Genomic DNA, 16114 nt, shown 5'->3' with positions numbered 1-16114 from the left:
TCTCGGGCCGTGGCACGGTCGTGACCGGCCGCGTCGAGCGCGGCATCGTCAAGGTCGGCGAGGAACTGGAAATCATCGGCATCCGCCCGACGACCAAGACGACCTGCACGGGCGTCGAGATGTTCCGCAAGCTGCTCGATCAGGGCCAGGCCGGCGACAACATCGGCGCGCTGCTGCGCGGCGTTGATCGTGAAGGTGTCGAGCGCGGCCAGGTTCTGGCCAAGCCCGGTACGGTGAAGCCGCACAAGAAGTTCGTGGCCGAAGCCTACATCCTGACCAAGGACGAAGGTGGCCGTCACACGCCGTTCTTCACCAACTACCGTCCGCAGTTCTACTTCCGCACGACCGACGTGACCGGCATCGTGTCGCTGCCGGAAGGCACGGAAATGGTTATGCCCGGCGACAACATCACGGTCGATGTCGAGCTGATCGTGCCGATAGCCATGGAAGAGAAGCTGCGCTTCGCCATCCGTGAAGGCGGCCGCACCGTCGGTGCCGGCATCGTCGTCACCATCAAAGAGTAATTTAGACTTAAACCGATCTGTCGCGGGCGCAGGATTTGCCCGCGCCGCGCCAGAACAAGGAAGTGACGCATGAACGGACAGAATATCCGCATCCGCCTGAAGGCGTTTGATCACCGCGTGCTTGACGCCTCGACGAAAGAAATCGTGTCGACGGCCAAGCGCACCGGAGCAAACGTCCGCGGCCCCATTCCGCTGCCGACGCGGATCGAAAAGTTCACGGTCAACCGGTCGCCTCACGTCGACAAGAAGAGCCGCGAGCAGTTCGAGATGCGCACGCACAAGCGTCTGCTCGACATCGTCGATCCGACCCCGCAGACGGTCGATGCTTTGATGAAGCTCGATCTGGCCGCCGGTGTCGACGTCGAGATCAAGCTCTAAGGGAATGAGAGCGCGGTAAGGGGCGGTGCCCCTGGCCCGGAACTCTAAAGGAATTGAACCGATGCGTTCAGGTGTGATTGCAAAGAAGGTGGGAATGACCCGCATCTATAATGATGCCGGGGAACATGTTCCCGTCACCGTTCTCCAGATGGAGAACTGCCAGGTCGTGGCTCAGCGCACGCAGGAGAAGAACGGCTATACGGCCGTCCAGCTCGGCGTTGGCCTTGCCAAGGTGAAGAACACGTCGAAGGCGATGCGCGGCCATTTCGCGACCGCTTCCGTCGAGCCGAAGGCGAAGGTCGCCGAGTTTCGCGTCTCCGCCGACAACATGATCGATGTCGGCGCCGAGATCACCGTCGAGCACTTCGTCGCCGGCCAGAAGGTCGATGTGACGGGCACGACGATCGGCAAGGGTTTCCAGGGCGTCATCAAGCGCCACCACATGGGTGGTGGCCGCGCGACGCACGGTAACTCGGTTTCGCACCGTACGCACGGTTCGACCGGCCAGCGTCAGGATCCGGGCAAAGTGTTCAAGGGCAAGCATATGGCTGGCCACATGGGCGACACCCGCGTCACCACACAGAATGTCGAGATCGTTTCGACCGACGCTGATCGCGGCCTGATCCTGATCCGCGGTGCGGTTCCCGGATCGAAGGGCGCCTGGATCCTGGTCCGCGATGCGGCCAAGGTGGCACTGCCGGCCAATGCGCCGAAGCCTGCCGCGATCCGCGCCGTTGCCGCCGAGAGTGGCGCCAAGAACGAGGCTCCGGCCGCAGAGGGAGCAGAATAATGGATCTCAAGATCACAACGCTTGGCGGCAAGGACGCCGGCAAGGTGAAACTCTCCGAGGAGATTTTCGGCCTTGATCCGCGCGAGGACATCCTGCAGCGCGTCGTGCGCTGGCAGCTGGCCAAACGGCAGCAGGGCACGCACAAGGCCAAGGGCCGCGCCGAAATCGCGCGCACCGGCGCCAAGATGTACAAGCAGAAGGGTACGGGCCGCGCCCGTCACCATTCGGCACGCGCTCCGCAGTTCCGCGGCGGCGGCAAGGCCCACGGCCCGGTCGTTCGCAGCCACGAGCACGATCTGCCGAAGAAGGTGCGCGCTCTGGGCTTGCGGCATGCTCTCTCGGCCAAGGCCAAGAGCGCGTCGATCATCATCATCGACGAGCTGAAGCTGACCGAGGCCAAGACGAAGGCGCTGATCGCGAATTTCGCGACGCTGGGCCTGACCAATGCCTTGGTGATTGGCGGTGCCGAGCTTGACCAGAACTTCAAGCTGGCGGCGACCAACATCCCGAACATCGACGTGCTGCCCATCCAGGGCATCAACGTCTACGACATTCTGCGCCGCGGCACGCTGGTCCTTTCGAAGGCCGCCGTCGAGGCTCTCGAGGAGCGCTTTAAATGACCGACCTCCGTCATTACGACGTGATCGTCTCGCCGGCGATCACCGAAAAGTCGACCATGGCTTCCGAGAACAACCAGGTTGTTTTCAACGTCGCCAAGAAGGCGTCGAAGCCGGAAATCAAGGCCGCTGTCGAAGCGCTGTTTGGCGTCAAGGTTACGGCCGTGAACACGCTTGTCCGCAAGGGCAAGATCAAGCGCTTCCGCGGCACGATCGGCCGCCAGAGCGACGTCAAGAAGGCGATCGTGACGCTGGCCGACGGCCAGTCGATCGACGTCGCGACGGGTCTCTGAGCTAGGCCGCGAGGACAGGACAATGGCACTTAAAAAATTCAACCCGGTAACGCCGAGCACCCGCCAGTTGGTCATCGTCGACCGCTCGGGCCTCTACAAGGGCAAGCCCGTCAAGGGCCTGACCGAAGGCCTGACGAAGTCGGGCGGCCGCAACAATCACGGCCGCATCACGGCCCGCTTCATCGGCGGCGGTCACAAGCGTTCGTACCGCATCATCGACTTCAAGCGCCGCAAGTTCGACGTCGTCGGCACGGTCGAGCGCATTGAATACGATCCGAACCGCACCGCCTTCATCGCGCTGATCAAGTATGACGATGGCGAGCTGTCCTACATCATCGCTCCGCAGCGCCTTGCCGCCGGCGACAAGATCGTGGCCGGTGAATCGGTCGACGTGAAGCCGGGCAATGCGATGCCGCTGGCCTCGATGCCGGTCGGCACGATCGTCCACAACATCGAGCTGAAGCCGGGCAAGGGCGCCCAGGTTGCCCGCTCGGCAGGTGGCTACGGCCAGCTGGTCGGTCGCGACCAGGGCATGGCGATCCTGCGCCTCAACTCGGGCGAGCAGCGTGTCGTTCACGGCTCCTGCATGGCCACCGTCGGCGCCGTGTCGAACCCCGACCACGGCAACATCAACGACGGCAAGGCCGGCCGCACGGTCTGGCGCGGCAAGCGCCCGCACAATCGCGGCGTGACCATGAACCCGGTCGACCATCCGCATGGCGGTGGTGAAGGCCGCACCTCCGGTGGCCGTCATCCGGTCAGCCCGTGGGGCAAGCCGACCAAGGGCAAGAAGACGCGGTCCAACAAGGCGACCGACAAGTTCATCCTGCGCTCGCGCCATCAGCGCAAGAGCTAAGAAGAGGTAACGCCAAGTGACTCGTTCTATTTGGAAAGGCCCCTTCATCGACGGCTACCTTCTCAAGAAGGTGGACAAGGTTCGTGAAGGTGGTCGCAATGAGGTGATCAAGATGTGGAGCCGTCGCTCCACCATCCTGCCGCAGTTCGTCGGCTTCACCTTCGGTGTCTACAACGGCCAGAAGCATGTTCCCGTCTCGGTGAACGAGGACATGGTCGGTCACAAGTTCGGTGAATTCGCTCCGACCCGGACCTATTACGGTCACGGCGCGGATAAGAAGGCGAAGAGGAAATAATCATGGGCAAGGCCAAAGCTCCGCGCAGGCTTGCTGACAACGAAGCGCGCGCCGTTCTGCGCACGATCCGTATCAGCCCGCAGAAGCTGAACCTGGTTGCCGCGCTGATCCGCGGCAAGAAGGTCGCGACAGCGCTTTCCGATCTCGAATTCTCGGCCAAGCGGATTTCCGGCACGGTCAAGAAGACGCTGGAATCGGCTATCGCCAACGCGGAAAACAACCACGACCTCGACGTCGATGCGCTGATCGTGGCGGAAGCCTATGTCGGCAAGTCGATCGTCATGAAGCGGTTCCATGCTCGTGGCCGCGGTCGCGCCAGCCGTATCGAAAAGCCGTTCTCGCACCTCACGATCGTCGTTCGTGAAGTCGAAGAAAAAGGGGAGGCCGCATAATGGGCCAGAAAGTCAATCCGATCGGTCTGCGCCTCGGCATCAACCGCACCTGGGATTCGCGCTGGTTCGCGAACACCGGCGAGTACGGCAAACTGCTGCATGAGGACATCAAGATCCGCAAATATCTTGAAAAGGAACTGAAGCAGGCTGCGATTTCGAAGGTCGTGATCGAGCGCCCGCACAAGAAGTGCCGCGTCACCATCCATGCGGCGCGCCCGGGCCTGATCATCGGCAAGAAGGGCGCCGACATCGAAAAGCTTCGCAAGAAGCTGATGGAGATGACGAAGTCCGAGACGCACTTGAACATCGTTGAAGTGCGCAAGCCGGAAATCGACGCGACCCTGGTCGCCCAGTCGATCGCCCAGCAGCTCGAGCGTCGTATCGCGTTCCGCCGCGCCATGAAGCGCGCCGTTCAGTCGGCGATGCGCCTGGGCGCCGAAGGCATCCGCATCAACTGCGCCGGCCGTCTCGGCGGCGCCGAGATTGCGCGCATGGAATGGTACCGAGAAGGCCGCGTGCCGCTGCATACGCTGCGCGCCGATGTCGACTACGGCACGGCCGAAGCGCATACGGCTTACGGCATCTGCGGCGTCAAGGTCTGGGTGTTCAAGGGCGAAATCCTCGAGCACGATCCGATGGCTTCGGAGCGTCGCGCGACCGAGGGTGATGCTGCGCATGGCGGTGGTGGCGATCGCGAACGCGGTCGTCGTCGCGAAAACGCCTGATTATTTAGGAATTTGGAGTTAGAACGATGCTGCAGCCAAAGCGCACAAAGTTCCGCAAGCAGTTCAAGGGCCGTATCCATGGTACCGCAAAGGGCGGCACCAACCTGGATTTTGGTGGTTTCGGGCTGAAGGCGCTTGAGCCGAACCGCGTCACCGCGCGTGAGATCGAGGCGGCCCGCCGCGCGATCACTCGTGAGATGAAGCGTGCCGGCCGCGTGTGGATCCGTATTTTCCCTGATGTGCCGGTGACGTCGAAGCCGACCGAAGTGCGCATGGGCAAGGGCAAGGGCGCTGTCGATTACTGGGCGGCGCGCGTCAAGCCGGGCCGCATCATGTTCGAGATCGACGGCGTCAACGAAGAAACCGCCCGTGAGGCGCTGCGTCTCGGCGCGGCCAAGCTCTCGGTCAGGACGCGCTTCGTACAGCGCATCGCAGAATAAGGACGGGCTGATCATGAAAGCCGAAGACATCCGGACGAAGACCCAGGACCAGCTGACCGACGATCTGGCCAGCCTGAAGAAGGAGCAGTTCAACCTGCGCTTCCAGAAGGCCACCGGCCAGCTCGAGAAGACCGCGCGCGTGCGGCAGGTTCGCAAGGACATTGCGCGTATCAAGACCATCGCTGCGGAAAAGTCCGCGGCCAAGAAGGCTTAAGGACGAAAATCATGCCAAAGCGCATTCTGCAGGGCACTGTCGTCAGCGACAAGAACGAGAAGACGGTAGTCGTCAAGGTCGAACGGCGCTTCACGCATCCCGTGATGAAGAAGACCGTGCGCATGACCAAGAAGTACAAGGCGCACGACGAGAACAACGCCCACAAGGTCGGCGATCAGGTGTTCATCCAGGAATCGAAGCCGATTTCCAAGGACAAGCGCTGGATCGTCGTGTCTTCGGACCAGGCGTAACAAACCGAATTTTGGACAGACCGGGGAGGGGCTTTGAGCCCGTCCCGTTAGAAGAGAAGAAGGCGGCCAGTCATGATTCAGATGCAAACAAACCTCGACGTCGCGGATAATTCCGGCGCCCGTCGTGTCATGTGCATCAAGGTGCTGGGCGGCTCGAAGCGGAAATACGCTTCCGTAGGCGACATCATCGTGGTGTCGATCAAGGAAGCCATTCCGCGCGGCCGCGTTAAGAAGGGCGATGTGATGAAGGCGGTCGTGGTTCGCACGGCCAAGGACATCCGCCGCCCGGACGGCAGCGTGATCCGTTTCGACAAGAACGCGGCCGTTCTCGTCGACAACAAGAAAGAGCCGATCGGCACGCGTATCTTCGGACCGGTTCCGCGCGAACTCCGCGCCAAGAACCACATGAAGATCATCTCGCTCGCGCCTGAAGTGCTGTAAGGAGCCGGACCAATGCAAAAGATTAGAAAAGGCGACAAGGTCGTCGTGCTGGCCGGCAAGGACAAGGGCCGTTCGGGCGAAGTCCTCTCGGTTCAGCCGAAGGAAGACACCGCGCTGGTGCGCGGCGTCAACATGATCCGTCGTCACCAGAAGCAGTCCCAGTCCCAAGAGGGCGGGATCATCACCAAGGAAGCGCCGATCCAGCTGTCGAACATCGCGCTCGCCGACCCCAAGGATGGCAAGCCGACCCGCGTCGGCTTCATCTTCCAGAAGGACGGCAAGAAGGTGCGCGTCGCCAAGCGCTCGGGAGAAGTCATCAATGGCTAAGGCTCAAACCACGAAGCCCAAGGCTGAAAGCAAACAGTCCAAGGCCCAGAACACGCCGCGCCTCAAGCAGGTCTACAACGAGACCATCCGCAAGGCGCTGCAGGAGCAGTTCGGCTACGAGAACGAGATGCAGGTTCCGCGCATCGACAAGATCGTGCTGAACATGGGCGTCGGCGAAGCGACCGCGGATTCGAAGAAGCCTTCGATCGCGGCCGAAGACCTGGCGATGATCGCCGGCCAGAAGGCCGTCGTCACCCGCGCCCGTAATTCGATCGCCGGCTTCAAGGTCCGCGAGAAGATGCCGATCGGCGCCAAGGTCACGCTGCGCAAGGAACGCATGTACGAGTTCCTCGACCGTCTCGTGAACATCGCACTGCCGCGCGTCCGCGACTTTCGCGGACTGAATCCGAAGAGCTTCGATGGCCGTGGCAACTACGCCATGGGCATCAAGGAACACATCGTGTTCCCGGAGATCAACTACGACAAGGTTGATCAGATCTGGGGCATGGACGTCATCGTTTGTACGACTGCGAAGACGGACGACGAAGCCAGGGCATTGCTCAAGGCCTTCAACTTCCCCTTCCGCCAGTAACGGCAGCGAGAAAAGGAAAAATCTGAAATGGCAAAGACCAGCTCAGTCGAGAAGAACAACAGGCGCCGCAAGCTTGCCGACCAGTACGGTCCCAAGCGCGCTGCCCTGAAGGCGATCATCATGGATCAGTCCAAGCCGATGGAAGAGCGTTTCCGCGCTCAGCTGAAGCTTGCTGCCCTGCCGCGCAACTCGGCCAAGATCCGCATCCGCAACCGCTGCGAAGTTACCGGCCGTCCGCGCGCCTATTATCGCAAGCTCAAAGTATCGCGCATCGCGCTTCGTGATCTCGGCAATAACGGCCAGATCCCGGGCCTGGTCAAGTCGAGCTGGTAAGGAGGACATAACATGTCATTGAGCGATCCTCTCGGCGATATGCTGACCCGCATCCGCAACGCGTATGGCCGCAAGAAGTCGAGCGTTTCGACGCCGGCCTCGCGCCTGCGTACCCGCGTCCTCGACGTGCTGAAGGCTGAAGGCTATATCCGCGACTACAGCCAGACCGACTTCGACAACGGCAAGTCCGAGATCGAAATCGAGCTGAAGTATTTCGACGGTGCTCCGGTCGTGCGCGAAATCGCCCGCGTCTCGAAGCCGGGCCGCCGCGTTTACGTCTCGGCCAAGTCGATCCCGCACGTCGCCAACGGCCTCGGCATCGCCATCCTTTCGACGCCGAAGGGCGTGATGGCCGACCACGAAGCACGCGAACAGAATGTCGGTGGCGAGATCCTCTGCCAGATCTTCTGATCTGGCAGCTGACCGCAAAGTGGAATCCGGTCTTCGGATCGTTCCCGAAGACAGAGACCTGAAACAAGAGAAGTGACGAGGACAACCAAATGTCTCGTATTGGAAAGAAACCCGTTTCGCTGCCGCAGGGCGTGACCGCGACCGTCAACGGCCAGACCGTGACGGCGAAGGGCCCCAAGGGCGAGCTGAAGTTCGTGGTGAACGACGAAGTGCTGGTCAAGATGGAAGGCAGCGAAATCGCTGTCCAGCCGCGCGACCAGACCAAGACCGCCCGCTCCAAGTGGGGCATGTCGCGCACGCAGATCGTCAACATCCTGCAGGGCGTCAAGGACGGTTTCGAGAAGAAGCTCGAGATCACCGGCGTCGGCTATCGCGCGGCACTCCAGGGCAAGAACCTGCAGCTGGCACTTGGCTTCAGCCATGATGTCGTCTACCAGACGCCGGCTGGCATCACGATCACTGTGCCGAAGCCGACGGAAATCACCGTGACCGGCATCGACAAGCAGCAGGTCGGCCAGGTTGCCGCCGAGATTCGCGAGTATCGCGGTCCCGAGCCCTACAAGGGCAAGGGTGTCCGCTATGCCGGCGAGAAGATCGTCCGCAAGGAAGGCAAGAAGAAGTAGTAGGCCTGGCCCCGAAAAGTTGCAGACTTTTCGGAAAAGGCCAAGCCAAAGAACTGCAACGCCGCGGGGAGCGGTCGCGGGAGGCGCTTTCGCCTACCGCACATGGCGGCCCCCCGTTTTTTGAAGGCAAGGAAGACTATCATGGCTACCAAGGAATCCATCCAGCGCCGCGCGCAGCGCGTTCGCCGTCAGATCAAGAAGGTCGCCGGCGAGCGCCCACGTCTCTCGGTTCACCGCACGTCGAAGAACATCTACGTGCAGGTCATCGACGACGCCAAGGGCCATACCATCGCGGCGGCATCGACACTCGAGAAGGACCTCAAGGGTTCGCTCAAGACCGGCGCCGACACCGAGGCAGCAGCCGCTGTTGGCAAGCTGATCGCCGAGCGTGCTTCGAAGGCCGGCGTCAAGGAAGTCGTCTTCGACCGCGGCGCCTATATCTATCACGGCCGCGTCAAGGCGCTGGCCGAGGCTGCCCGTGAAGGCGGTCTGAGCTTCTAATTGCCTGATCCCGAACCGAAGGTCAGCGCAGCAAAAAGTTGCAGACTTTTCGGACAAGATCATGCAAGGAAAAATAATTCGCCCCCGGTGACCCAAAGAGGCGCACCGGATCTTATCAGCAACCGTGCTTCCGGAAAAAAACAAGGAACAGGATATGGCACAGGAACGTAGGGATGGCGGCCGCGGCCGCGATCGTGAAGAACGCGATGACGGCATGGTGGACAAGCTCGTCCACATCAACCGTGTCGCCAAGGTCGTCAAGGGCGGCCGTCGCTTCGGTTTTGCAGCACTCGTCGTCGTCGGCGACCAGAAGGGCCGCGTCGGCTTCGGTCACGGCAAGGCGCGCGAAGTGCCGGAAGCGATCCGCAAGGCAACCGAGTCGGCCAAGCGCGACATGATTTTCGTGCCGCTGCGCTCGGGCCGCACGCTGCACCACGACGTCGAAGGACGCTGGGGTGCCGGACGCGTGCTGCTGCGCGCTGCCAAGCAGGGTACCGGCATCATCGCCGGCGGCCCGATGCGCGCTGTCTTCGAGACGCTCGGCATGCATGACGTGGTCGCCAAGTCGATGGGTTCGTCGAACCCCTACAACATGGTTCGCGCCACGTTCGACGCGCTGAAGAGCCAGATGCATCCCAAGGATGTGGCTGCTGCGCGCGGCATCAAATATTCGACCCTTCAGGCCCGCCGCGGCACCGCCGTTGCGGCTGAAGAATAGTCGATCTGACCAGGGATTTTGACCATGGCCAAGAAAGCAACCAAGACCATCACCGTTGAGCAGATCGGTTCGCCGATCCGCCGCCCGAAGGAACAGCGCGCAACGCTGGTCGGCCTCGGCCTCAACAAGATGCACAAGCAGCGCACGCTGGAGGACACTCCCTCGGTGCGCGGCATGATCGCTGCCGTCCAGCATCTCGTCCGCGTCGTGGACGAGGGCTGAGCAAAAGCGCAGGAGAACCCAGATGAAACTCAACGATCTGCGTGACAAGGACGGCGCGACGCACTCCAAGAAGCGTCTCGGCCGTGGCATCGGCTCCGGCTCGGGCAAGACCGGCGGTCGCGGCGTCAAGGGCCAGAAGGCGCGCTCCGGCGTTGCCATCAACGGCTTCGAGGGCGGCCAGATGCCGCTCTATCGGCGCCTGCCGAAGCGTGGCTTCAATAACATCTTCGCCAAGAGCTTTGTCGTCGTGTCGCTGGCTCGTATCCAGACGGCGCTCGATGCCAAGAAGCTCGACGCCAAGGCGACCGTGACGGCCGAGGCACTCGTTGCCGCCGGCGTCATCCGCCGCGTCAAGGACGGCGTGCGCATCCTCTCGGACGGCGAGCTCAAGGCAAAGCTTGCCTTCGACGTCGCCGGCGCCTCCAAGGCCGCGATCGAGAAGATCGAAAAGGCCGGCGGTTCGGTCAAGCTGCCGGAAGCGGCAGCGGAGTAACGGCAATTTGAAGCGCGGTCGGCAGGAACGGTATCCGTTTTTGTTCACGATTGCGCTTTGATCCGATCAATTAGGCGGCCGCGTCAACGCGGCCGCTTGCATGTTTGGAGCCCGGAGCTTATCTCGTGAGCTTCGGTGCCACGCGCCGCCTGAGCTGCGGGCATCGAGCGTGACATACAAATCAAAGAAGTAGCGCATGACGTTGTCCGAAAACCGCTTCACACTTTTCGGCATCATGCTCTAGCGGAGAATCAGGCATGGCTTCGGCTGCTGAACAACTAGCCTCGAATCTGAATTTTGCGGCTTTCGCCAAGGCGGAGGACCTGAAGAAGCGAATCTGGTTCACCGTCGGCGCGCTGCTCGTCTATCGCCTCGGCACCTATATCCCGCTGCCCGGCATCAATCCGGATGCATTCGCGCAGGCCTTCTCTTCGCAGGCCAAGGGCGTGCTCGGCATGTTCAACATGTTCGCCGGCGGCGCCGTGCAGCGCATGGCGATCTTCGCGCTCGGCATCATGCCTTATATCTCAGCCTCCATCATCATGCAGCTGATGACCTCGGTCATTCCGTCGCTGGAAGCGCTGAAAAAGGAAGGCGAGCAGGGCCGCAAGGTCATCAACCAGTACACGCGCTACGGCACGGTACTCCTGGCGCTGGTGCAGGCCTACGGCATTTCAGTGGGCCTGGAAGGCGGCAACGGCATCGTCAACGATCCCGGCATGTTCTTCCGCATCTCGACCGTCGTCACGCTGGTTGGCGGCACCATGTTCCTGATGTGGCTGGGCGAGCAGATCACCGCCCGCGGCATCGGCAACGGCATTTCGCTGATCATTTTCTCCGGCATCGTCGCCGGCCTGCCGCGCGCCATCTCCGGCACGCTGGAGCTCGGCCGCACCGGCGCCCTATCGACCGGGCTGATACTCGCGATCATCGTGCTGGCCATCATCGTCATCGCGCTGATCGTGTTCTTCGAGCGCGCGCAGCGCCGCCTGCTGATCCAGTATCCGAAGCGCCAGGTCGGCAACCGCATGTTCCAGGGCGACACCTCGCATCTGCCGCTGAAGCTCAACACGTCGGGCGTCATTCCGCCGATCTTCGCGTCGTCGCTGCTTTTGCTGCCGGCAACGGTCGCCGGCTTCTCGCAGACGACAAACCTGCCGGCCTGGGCAAGCACCGTGCTCGCTTCGCTCGGCCACGGCCAGCCGCTCTACATGCTGTTCTATGCGGCAATGATCGTGTTCTTCGCCTTCTTCTACACGGCCATCGTGTTCAATCCGAAGGACACCGCCGACCAGCTCAAGAAGCATTCCGGGTTCATTCCGGGCTACCGTCCGGGTGAGCGCACCGCCGATTACATCGACTATGTCCTGACGCGCATCACCGTCGTCGGCGCCATATATCTGGTGCTGGTGTGCCTGCTGCCCGAGTTCCTGATTTCGGCGACTGGCGTACCATTCTACCTCGGTGGCACATCGCTTCTGATCGTGGTCAGTGTAACCCTCGATACGGTGGCGCAGATCCAGGGTCACCTGATCGCGCACCAGTATGAGGGCCTGATCAAGAAGTCGAAGCTGCGCGGGGGGAAGAAGGCCAGATGAGATTGATATTGCTTGGGCCGCCAGGAGCGGGCAAGGGGACGCAAGCACAAAGACTGGTAGAAAAATACGGCATACCGCAGCTGTCGACGGGCGACATGCTGCGGGCCGCCGTACAGGCCGGCACTGAAGTCGGCAAGCGCGCCAAGGCGGTGATGGATGCCGGCGAGCTGGTTTCCGACGCCATTGTCAACGCGATCGTGGCCGAGCGCATCGACCAGCCCGATTGCACCAACGGTTTCATCCTCGACGGATATCCGCGCACGCTGGTGCAGGCTGATGCGGTTGAATCGATGCTCGCCGAGCGCGGCATTGGCCTCGATGCCGTGATCGAGTTCGTCGTCGACGACAAAGCGTTGGTCGGCCGCATCGTCAAGCGCGCCGACGACGCCAAGGCCGCCGGACAGCCGGTGCGCAAGGACGACAATCCGGTGGTGTTCGAAGAGCGCCTGCGGGAATATTACAAGAAGACGGCGCCGCTGATCGGCTATTATTACGCCAAACGCTCGCTTAGGAGTGTCGACGGCATGGCTCCTGTCGACACCGTGACGGCGGAGATTGAAGCGCTGCTCGCGGCGGTGACGCGGGAGACCGTTACGGTAAAGTAAAGATTGCGCTTGACTGGAACGGTTCGCTGGGTTATGGCGGCCCGTCTTCCTATCAGGCATGAGGCTTGCTTGTCCGCAAGGGCAAGGCAGCCGCATTGAAACTAGGGAACTCCCGCAAGGGCCGGCCTCCACCGGACGCGGGGTAATTTGAACAGCGCCGCGCATGCCTTGTTTTGAAGGCCGGCCGGTCCCACATGGAGAAGAGAAGAATATGGCTCGTATAGCCGGCGTCAACATTCCGACCAACAAGCGCGTCGTCATTGCGCTTCAGTACATTCACGGCATTGGCAAGAAGTTCGCCCAGGAGATCGTCGACAAGGTCGGCATCCCGGCCGAGCGCCGCGTCAACCAGTTGACCGACGCGGAAGTGCTGCAGATCCGCGAGACCATCGACCGCGACTACCAGGTCGAAGGCGACCTGCGCCGCGAAGTGTCGATGAACATCAAGCGTCTCATGGACCTCGGCTGCTACCGCGGTCTGCGTCACCGCCGTTCGCTGCCGGTTCGCGGCCAGCGCACGCACACCAATGCACGCACCCGCAAGGGCCCGGCCAAGTCGATCGCCGGCAAGAAGAAGTAAGTGAGCGAATAGCGAGTAGCCATTAGCGAGTAGGGGTCCCTATTCGCTAGTCCCTATTCACTACTCGCTTTCAAAGGTGGAGCCGCTGGCATTACGGCGGTGTAGAGATCAACTGAAAGGACTATCATGGCCAAGGAAGCCGCTCGTGTTCGCCGTCGCGAACGCAAGAACATCTCGTCGGGCGTTGCCCACGTCAATTCGACCTTCAACAACACGATGATCACCATCACCGACGCGCAGGGCAATTCCATTGCCTGGTCGTCGGCCGGTGCCCAGGGCTTCAAGGGTTCGCGCAAGTCGACCCCGTTCGCCGCCCAGATGGCTGCCGAAGACGTCGCCAAGAAGGCCCAGGAACACGGCATGCGCATGCTCGAAGTCGAGGTCTGCGGACCCGGCTCCGGTCGTGAATCGGCGCTTCGCGCCCTGCAGGCGGCCGGCTTCACCATCACTTCGATCCGTGATGTGACGCCGATCCCGCACAATGGCTGCCGCCCGCGTAAGAAGCGCCGCGTCTAAGACATTACCGAACGCCGCGTGAGCGCCTCAAGGCGCTCCTCCACGGCACTCCAGGTCGCCCGCCACGATTGGATGGTGGCGGGTCAACGGAAGGAAAGCATCATGATCCAGAAAAATTGGCAGGAACTGATCAAGCCGAACAAGATCGAGTTCTCGTCGAAGAAGAAGACGCTGACCACGCTGGTCGCCGAGCCGCTCGAGCGTGGCTTCGGCCTGACGCTCGGCAACGCGCTGCGCCGCGTGCTTTTGTCTTCGCTGCGCGGTGCGGCTGTCACCGCCGTGCAGATCGACGGCGTTCTGCATGAATTCTCGTCGATTGCCGGCGTGCGTGAGGACGTGACCGACATCGTCCTCAACATCAAGGAAATCGCCATCCGCATGGAAGGCGATGGTCCCAAGCGCATGGTCGTTCGCAAGCAGGGCCCGGGTGCGGTTCTGGCTGGCGACATCCAGACGGTTGGCGACGTCGAGATCCTCAACCCCGACCACGTCATCTGCACGCTGGACGAGGGCGCTGAAATCCGTATGGAATTCACAGTCGACACCGGCAAGGGTTACGTGCCGGCAGACCGCAACCGCGCCGAAGACGCGCCGATCGGCCTGATCCCGGTCGACAGCCTGTATTCGCCGGTCAAGAAGGTCTCCTACAAGGTCGAGAACACCCGCGAGGGCCAGGTTCTCGACTATGACAAGCTGACCATGACCATCGAGACCGACGGTTCGATCTCGGGCGAGGACGCGGTGGCATTCGCTGCCCGCATCCTGCAGGACCAGCTTGGCCTGTTCGTCAATTTCGACGAGCCGCAGAAGGAAGTCGCCACCGAGGCCGTCACCGAGCTCGCCTTCAACCCGGCGCTGCTCAAGAAGGTGGACGAGCTCGAGCTTTCGGTGCGTTCGGCCAACTGCCTGAAGAACGACAACATCGTCTACATCGGCGATCTCATCCAGAAGACCGAAGCCGAGATGCTGCGCACCCCGAACTTCGGCCGCAAGTCGCTGAACGAGATCAAAGAAGTGCTCGCGGCGATGGGCCTGCACCTCGGCATGGAAGTGCCGGACTGGCCGCCGGAAAACATCGAAGACCTGGCCAAGCGTTACGAAGACCAATATTGAGCATGAAGTCCAAGGATCGGCGGCGTGGGCCGCTCGATCCGACGGTCATGCGGAAAACCATCAGAGGCCGTGGCCTCTTGAGCAACTGAAGGAAAAGAGCCATGCGCCACGGTTTTAAAGGCCGCCGCTTCGCCCGAAGCATTAGCCATCGCAAGTCGATGTTCGCCAACCTCGCCGTGTCGCTGCTCGAGCATGAGCAGATCGTCACCACCCTGCCGAAGGCGAAGGATTTGCGTCCGATCGTCGAGAAGCTGGTGACGCTCGGCAAGCGCGGCGACCTGCATGCGCGCCGCCAGGTCATTGCCCAGATCGGCAATGAAGGCGTCGTCAAGCGTCTGTTCGACACCATCGCGCCGCGCTACGCCACCCGCAATGGCGGCTATCTGCGCATCATGAAGGCCGGCTTCCGCCACGGCGACAATGCCGCCATGGCAGTCATCGAGTTCGTCGATCGCGACACCTCGGCCAAGGGCGCCGGCGACCGCGCCCGCATCGAGGCCGAAGGCACCGACGAGGAAGCCGCTGCCGCATAAGGCTCGGTTTTTCAGGAATGACTTCAAGGGGCCTTCGGGCCCCTTTTTGTTGCCGGCGTCCTACGTTTAGCGTGTCTTACGTTTAGCGAGTAAGCATCAGGTAGTCGCGACCGCTAAGCAGATTCCAATTGAAGGCGCCGGGAATCTCTTCGAACGCCGGTTGGGGATAGGAATAGATACTGTCGAGGGTGGCGCGGGAATCTATATCGCTGACCACTCGCGACACGGTGGAATTGGTCAGGTATTTTTGGGCGTCCCCATCTTCGATGAAGTCTGTATCGACTCGGAAATGAATCTGAACGGGACCCGCGCAGATGTTCAGCAATATTTCGTCGCTCAAGGCGGCGTAGAACACCGCTGCCTCTTCTGGAGCCCAAAGGCCGGCAGTCAAGAATTCCGAAGGTGTCGTCTCTCCACTGAACCCATCCAATGAGAGCACAAGGCGATCGGTGAGAACCTCAAAATCACCTTCGAGATAGCCCGCTTCTTCGATCTGAAACCAGTTCATCCAATGAGGTGCTTCTTCATCAAAGGAAATTTCGAGCTTTCCGAAAGTCCAATAGACCGGAATCGTCTCTGCATGTTCCGTGATCCAGCCGTCAGGCGGACCTAGCATACTGGCGATGTCGATCATTTTCAGAGAAGGGAAAACAGGCCCAAAAGTGCCGGTCTTCAAAAAGTCACGGAATGACAGGAGTTGTTTTTTCATGAGGGCCGACGAAGGTTTTCAGTT

Annotated in this window: 29 protein-coding genes; 28 read left to right on the top strand and 1 reads right to left on the bottom strand. The window is 61.4% G+C overall.

What is annotated here, in order from left to right; translation table 11 throughout:
• The 28 genes from NKJ77_RS09180 to rplQ all read left to right on the top strand — a co-directional run.
• Positions 1-524, top strand: a 524-nt coding sequence (locus NKJ77_RS09180; RefSeq protein WP_352534959.1) for an EF-Tu C-terminal domain-related protein, incomplete at its 5' end; no start/stop codon positions are given.
• 69 nt (positions 525-593) lie between these two features.
• Positions 594-902 (top strand): 30S ribosomal protein S10, encoded by a 309-nt coding sequence (gene rpsJ, locus NKJ77_RS09175; protein ID WP_010909272.1) that lies wholly within the window; start codon positions 594-596, stop codon positions 900-902.
• A gap of 61 nt (positions 903-963) precedes the next feature.
• Complete coding sequence (gene rplC, locus NKJ77_RS09170) at positions 964-1692, top strand: 50S ribosomal protein L3 (protein ID WP_023682606.1); 729 nt, start codon at positions 964-966, stop codon at positions 1690-1692.
• Positions 1692-2312: a 50S ribosomal protein L4 gene (gene rplD / locus NKJ77_RS09165; RefSeq protein ID WP_023672750.1), complete on the top strand. Its 621-nt coding sequence runs from the start codon at positions 1692-1694 to the stop codon at positions 2310-2312. Before rplC ends, rplD begins: the two co-directional genes overlap by 1 nt.
• Complete coding sequence (locus NKJ77_RS09160) at positions 2309-2602, top strand: 50S ribosomal protein L23 (protein ID WP_023672751.1); 294 nt, start codon at positions 2309-2311, stop codon at positions 2600-2602. Before rplD ends, NKJ77_RS09160 begins: the two co-directional genes overlap by 4 nt.
• 22 nt (positions 2603-2624) lie before the next feature.
• Complete coding sequence (gene rplB / locus NKJ77_RS09155) at positions 2625-3458, top strand: 50S ribosomal protein L2 (protein WP_023706515.1); 834 nt, start codon at positions 2625-2627, stop codon at positions 3456-3458.
• Between the two features lie 16 nt (positions 3459-3474).
• A complete protein-coding gene (gene rpsS, locus NKJ77_RS09150) occupies positions 3475-3753 on the top strand; it encodes a 30S ribosomal protein S19 (RefSeq protein ID WP_006205463.1) in 279 nt (92 codons plus the stop codon).
• Positions 3754-3755: 2 nt separating this feature from the next.
• Positions 3756-4145, top strand: coding sequence for a 50S ribosomal protein L22 (gene rplV, locus NKJ77_RS09145; RefSeq protein WP_006205462.1), 390 nt, complete (start codon positions 3756-3758; stop codon positions 4143-4145).
• Positions 4145-4870 carry a 30S ribosomal protein S3 gene (gene rpsC / locus NKJ77_RS09140; RefSeq protein ID WP_023672753.1) on the top strand — a complete coding sequence of 242 codons (726 nt, stop codon included), beginning with the start codon at positions 4145-4147 and terminating at the stop codon, positions 4868-4870. The genes rplV and rpsC overlap by 1 nt, the downstream gene beginning before the upstream one ends.
• A 26-nt stretch (positions 4871-4896) precedes the next feature.
• Positions 4897-5310: a 50S ribosomal protein L16 gene (gene rplP / locus NKJ77_RS09135; RefSeq protein ID WP_006205460.1), complete on the top strand. Its 414-nt coding sequence runs from the start codon at positions 4897-4899 to the stop codon at positions 5308-5310.
• Positions 5311-5323: 13 nt separating this feature from the next.
• Positions 5324-5524 (top strand): 50S ribosomal protein L29, encoded by a 201-nt coding sequence (gene rpmC, locus NKJ77_RS09130; RefSeq protein WP_006205459.1) that lies wholly within the window; start codon positions 5324-5326, stop codon positions 5522-5524.
• A gap of 11 nt (positions 5525-5535) precedes the next feature.
• Positions 5536-5775, top strand: a complete 240-nt coding sequence (gene rpsQ, locus NKJ77_RS09125) for a 30S ribosomal protein S17 (protein WP_010909280.1) — start codon at positions 5536-5538, stop codon at positions 5773-5775.
• A gap of 72 nt (positions 5776-5847) precedes the next feature.
• Positions 5848-6216 carry a 50S ribosomal protein L14 gene (rplN, locus tag NKJ77_RS09120; protein WP_006205457.1) on the top strand — a complete coding sequence of 123 codons (369 nt, stop codon included), beginning with the start codon at positions 5848-5850 and terminating at the stop codon, positions 6214-6216.
• Positions 6217-6228: 12 nt separating this feature from the next.
• On the top strand, positions 6229-6543 hold the full coding sequence (rplX, locus tag NKJ77_RS09115; RefSeq protein ID WP_013531428.1) for a 50S ribosomal protein L24: 315 nt from the start codon (positions 6229-6231) through the stop codon (positions 6541-6543).
• Positions 6536-7135 carry a 50S ribosomal protein L5 gene (gene rplE / locus NKJ77_RS09110; RefSeq protein WP_023672755.1) on the top strand — a complete coding sequence of 200 codons (600 nt, stop codon included), beginning with the start codon at positions 6536-6538 and terminating at the stop codon, positions 7133-7135. The genes rplX and rplE overlap by 8 nt, the downstream gene beginning before the upstream one ends.
• Positions 7136-7162: 27 nt before the next feature.
• Positions 7163-7468 (top strand): 30S ribosomal protein S14, encoded by a 306-nt coding sequence (rpsN, locus tag NKJ77_RS09105; protein WP_010909282.1) that lies wholly within the window; start codon positions 7163-7165, stop codon positions 7466-7468.
• A gap of 12 nt (positions 7469-7480) precedes the next feature.
• On the top strand, positions 7481-7879 hold the full coding sequence (rpsH, locus tag NKJ77_RS09100; protein ID WP_006205453.1) for a 30S ribosomal protein S8: 399 nt from the start codon (positions 7481-7483) through the stop codon (positions 7877-7879).
• An 89-nt stretch (positions 7880-7968) separates the two neighbouring features.
• Entirely contained in the window at positions 7969-8502 is a 534-nt protein-coding gene (rplF, locus tag NKJ77_RS09095; RefSeq protein WP_023691246.1) for a 50S ribosomal protein L6, read from the top strand.
• A 141-nt stretch (positions 8503-8643) separates the two neighbouring features.
• Entirely contained in the window at positions 8644-9003 is a 360-nt protein-coding gene (gene rplR / locus NKJ77_RS09090) for a 50S ribosomal protein L18 (RefSeq protein WP_023682602.1), read from the top strand.
• Between the two features lie 154 nt (positions 9004-9157).
• The gene (gene rpsE, locus NKJ77_RS09085; protein WP_006333394.1) at positions 9158-9721 is read left to right on the top strand and encodes a 30S ribosomal protein S5; all 564 of its coding nucleotides are present in this window, start codon (positions 9158-9160) and stop codon (positions 9719-9721) included.
• 24 nt (positions 9722-9745) lie between these two features.
• Entirely contained in the window at positions 9746-9943 is a 198-nt protein-coding gene (rpmD, locus tag NKJ77_RS09080) for a 50S ribosomal protein L30 (RefSeq protein ID WP_006205449.1), read from the top strand.
• A 22-nt stretch (positions 9944-9965) separates the two neighbouring features.
• Positions 9966-10436, top strand: a complete 471-nt coding sequence (gene rplO, locus NKJ77_RS09075) for a 50S ribosomal protein L15 (protein ID WP_023672760.1) — start codon at positions 9966-9968, stop codon at positions 10434-10436.
• 257 nt (positions 10437-10693) lie between these two features.
• A complete protein-coding gene (gene secY, locus NKJ77_RS09070; RefSeq protein ID WP_023672761.1) occupies positions 10694-12034 on the top strand; it encodes a preprotein translocase subunit SecY in 1341 nt (446 codons plus the stop codon).
• Entirely contained in the window at positions 12031-12639 is a 609-nt protein-coding gene (locus tag NKJ77_RS09065; RefSeq protein WP_023701778.1) for an adenylate kinase, read from the top strand. The genes secY and NKJ77_RS09065 overlap by 4 nt, the downstream gene beginning before the upstream one ends.
• 211 nt (positions 12640-12850) lie before the next feature.
• Positions 12851-13219 (top strand): 30S ribosomal protein S13, encoded by a 369-nt coding sequence (gene rpsM, locus NKJ77_RS09060; protein WP_006205445.1) that lies wholly within the window; start codon positions 12851-12853, stop codon positions 13217-13219.
• Positions 13220-13345: 126 nt separating this feature from the next.
• Complete coding sequence (gene rpsK, locus NKJ77_RS09055) at positions 13346-13735, top strand: 30S ribosomal protein S11 (protein WP_006205444.1); 390 nt, start codon at positions 13346-13348, stop codon at positions 13733-13735.
• 102 nt (positions 13736-13837) lie between these two features.
• A complete protein-coding gene (locus tag NKJ77_RS09050; protein ID WP_023682599.1) occupies positions 13838-14848 on the top strand; it encodes a DNA-directed RNA polymerase subunit alpha in 1011 nt (336 codons plus the stop codon).
• 101 nt (positions 14849-14949) lie between these two features.
• The gene (gene rplQ / locus NKJ77_RS09045; RefSeq protein ID WP_023682598.1) at positions 14950-15381 is read left to right on the top strand and encodes a 50S ribosomal protein L17; all 432 of its coding nucleotides are present in this window, start codon (positions 14950-14952) and stop codon (positions 15379-15381) included.
• A gap of 82 nt (positions 15382-15463) precedes the next feature.
• Here the strand turns inward: rplQ and NKJ77_RS09040 are convergent, their stop codons facing one another.
• Complete coding sequence (locus tag NKJ77_RS09040) at positions 15464-16090, bottom strand: hypothetical protein (protein WP_023832214.1); 627 nt, start codon at positions 16088-16090, stop codon at positions 15464-15466.
• Between the last annotated feature and the right edge of the window lie 24 nt (positions 16091-16114).

This window comes from Mesorhizobium sp. M0052, from assembly GCF_040323255.1.
Lineage (GTDB): Bacteria > Pseudomonadota > Alphaproteobacteria > Rhizobiales > Rhizobiaceae > Mesorhizobium.
Note: the sequence above shows the minus strand (reverse complement) of the source record. Positions and strands in the feature narration are given on the sequence as shown.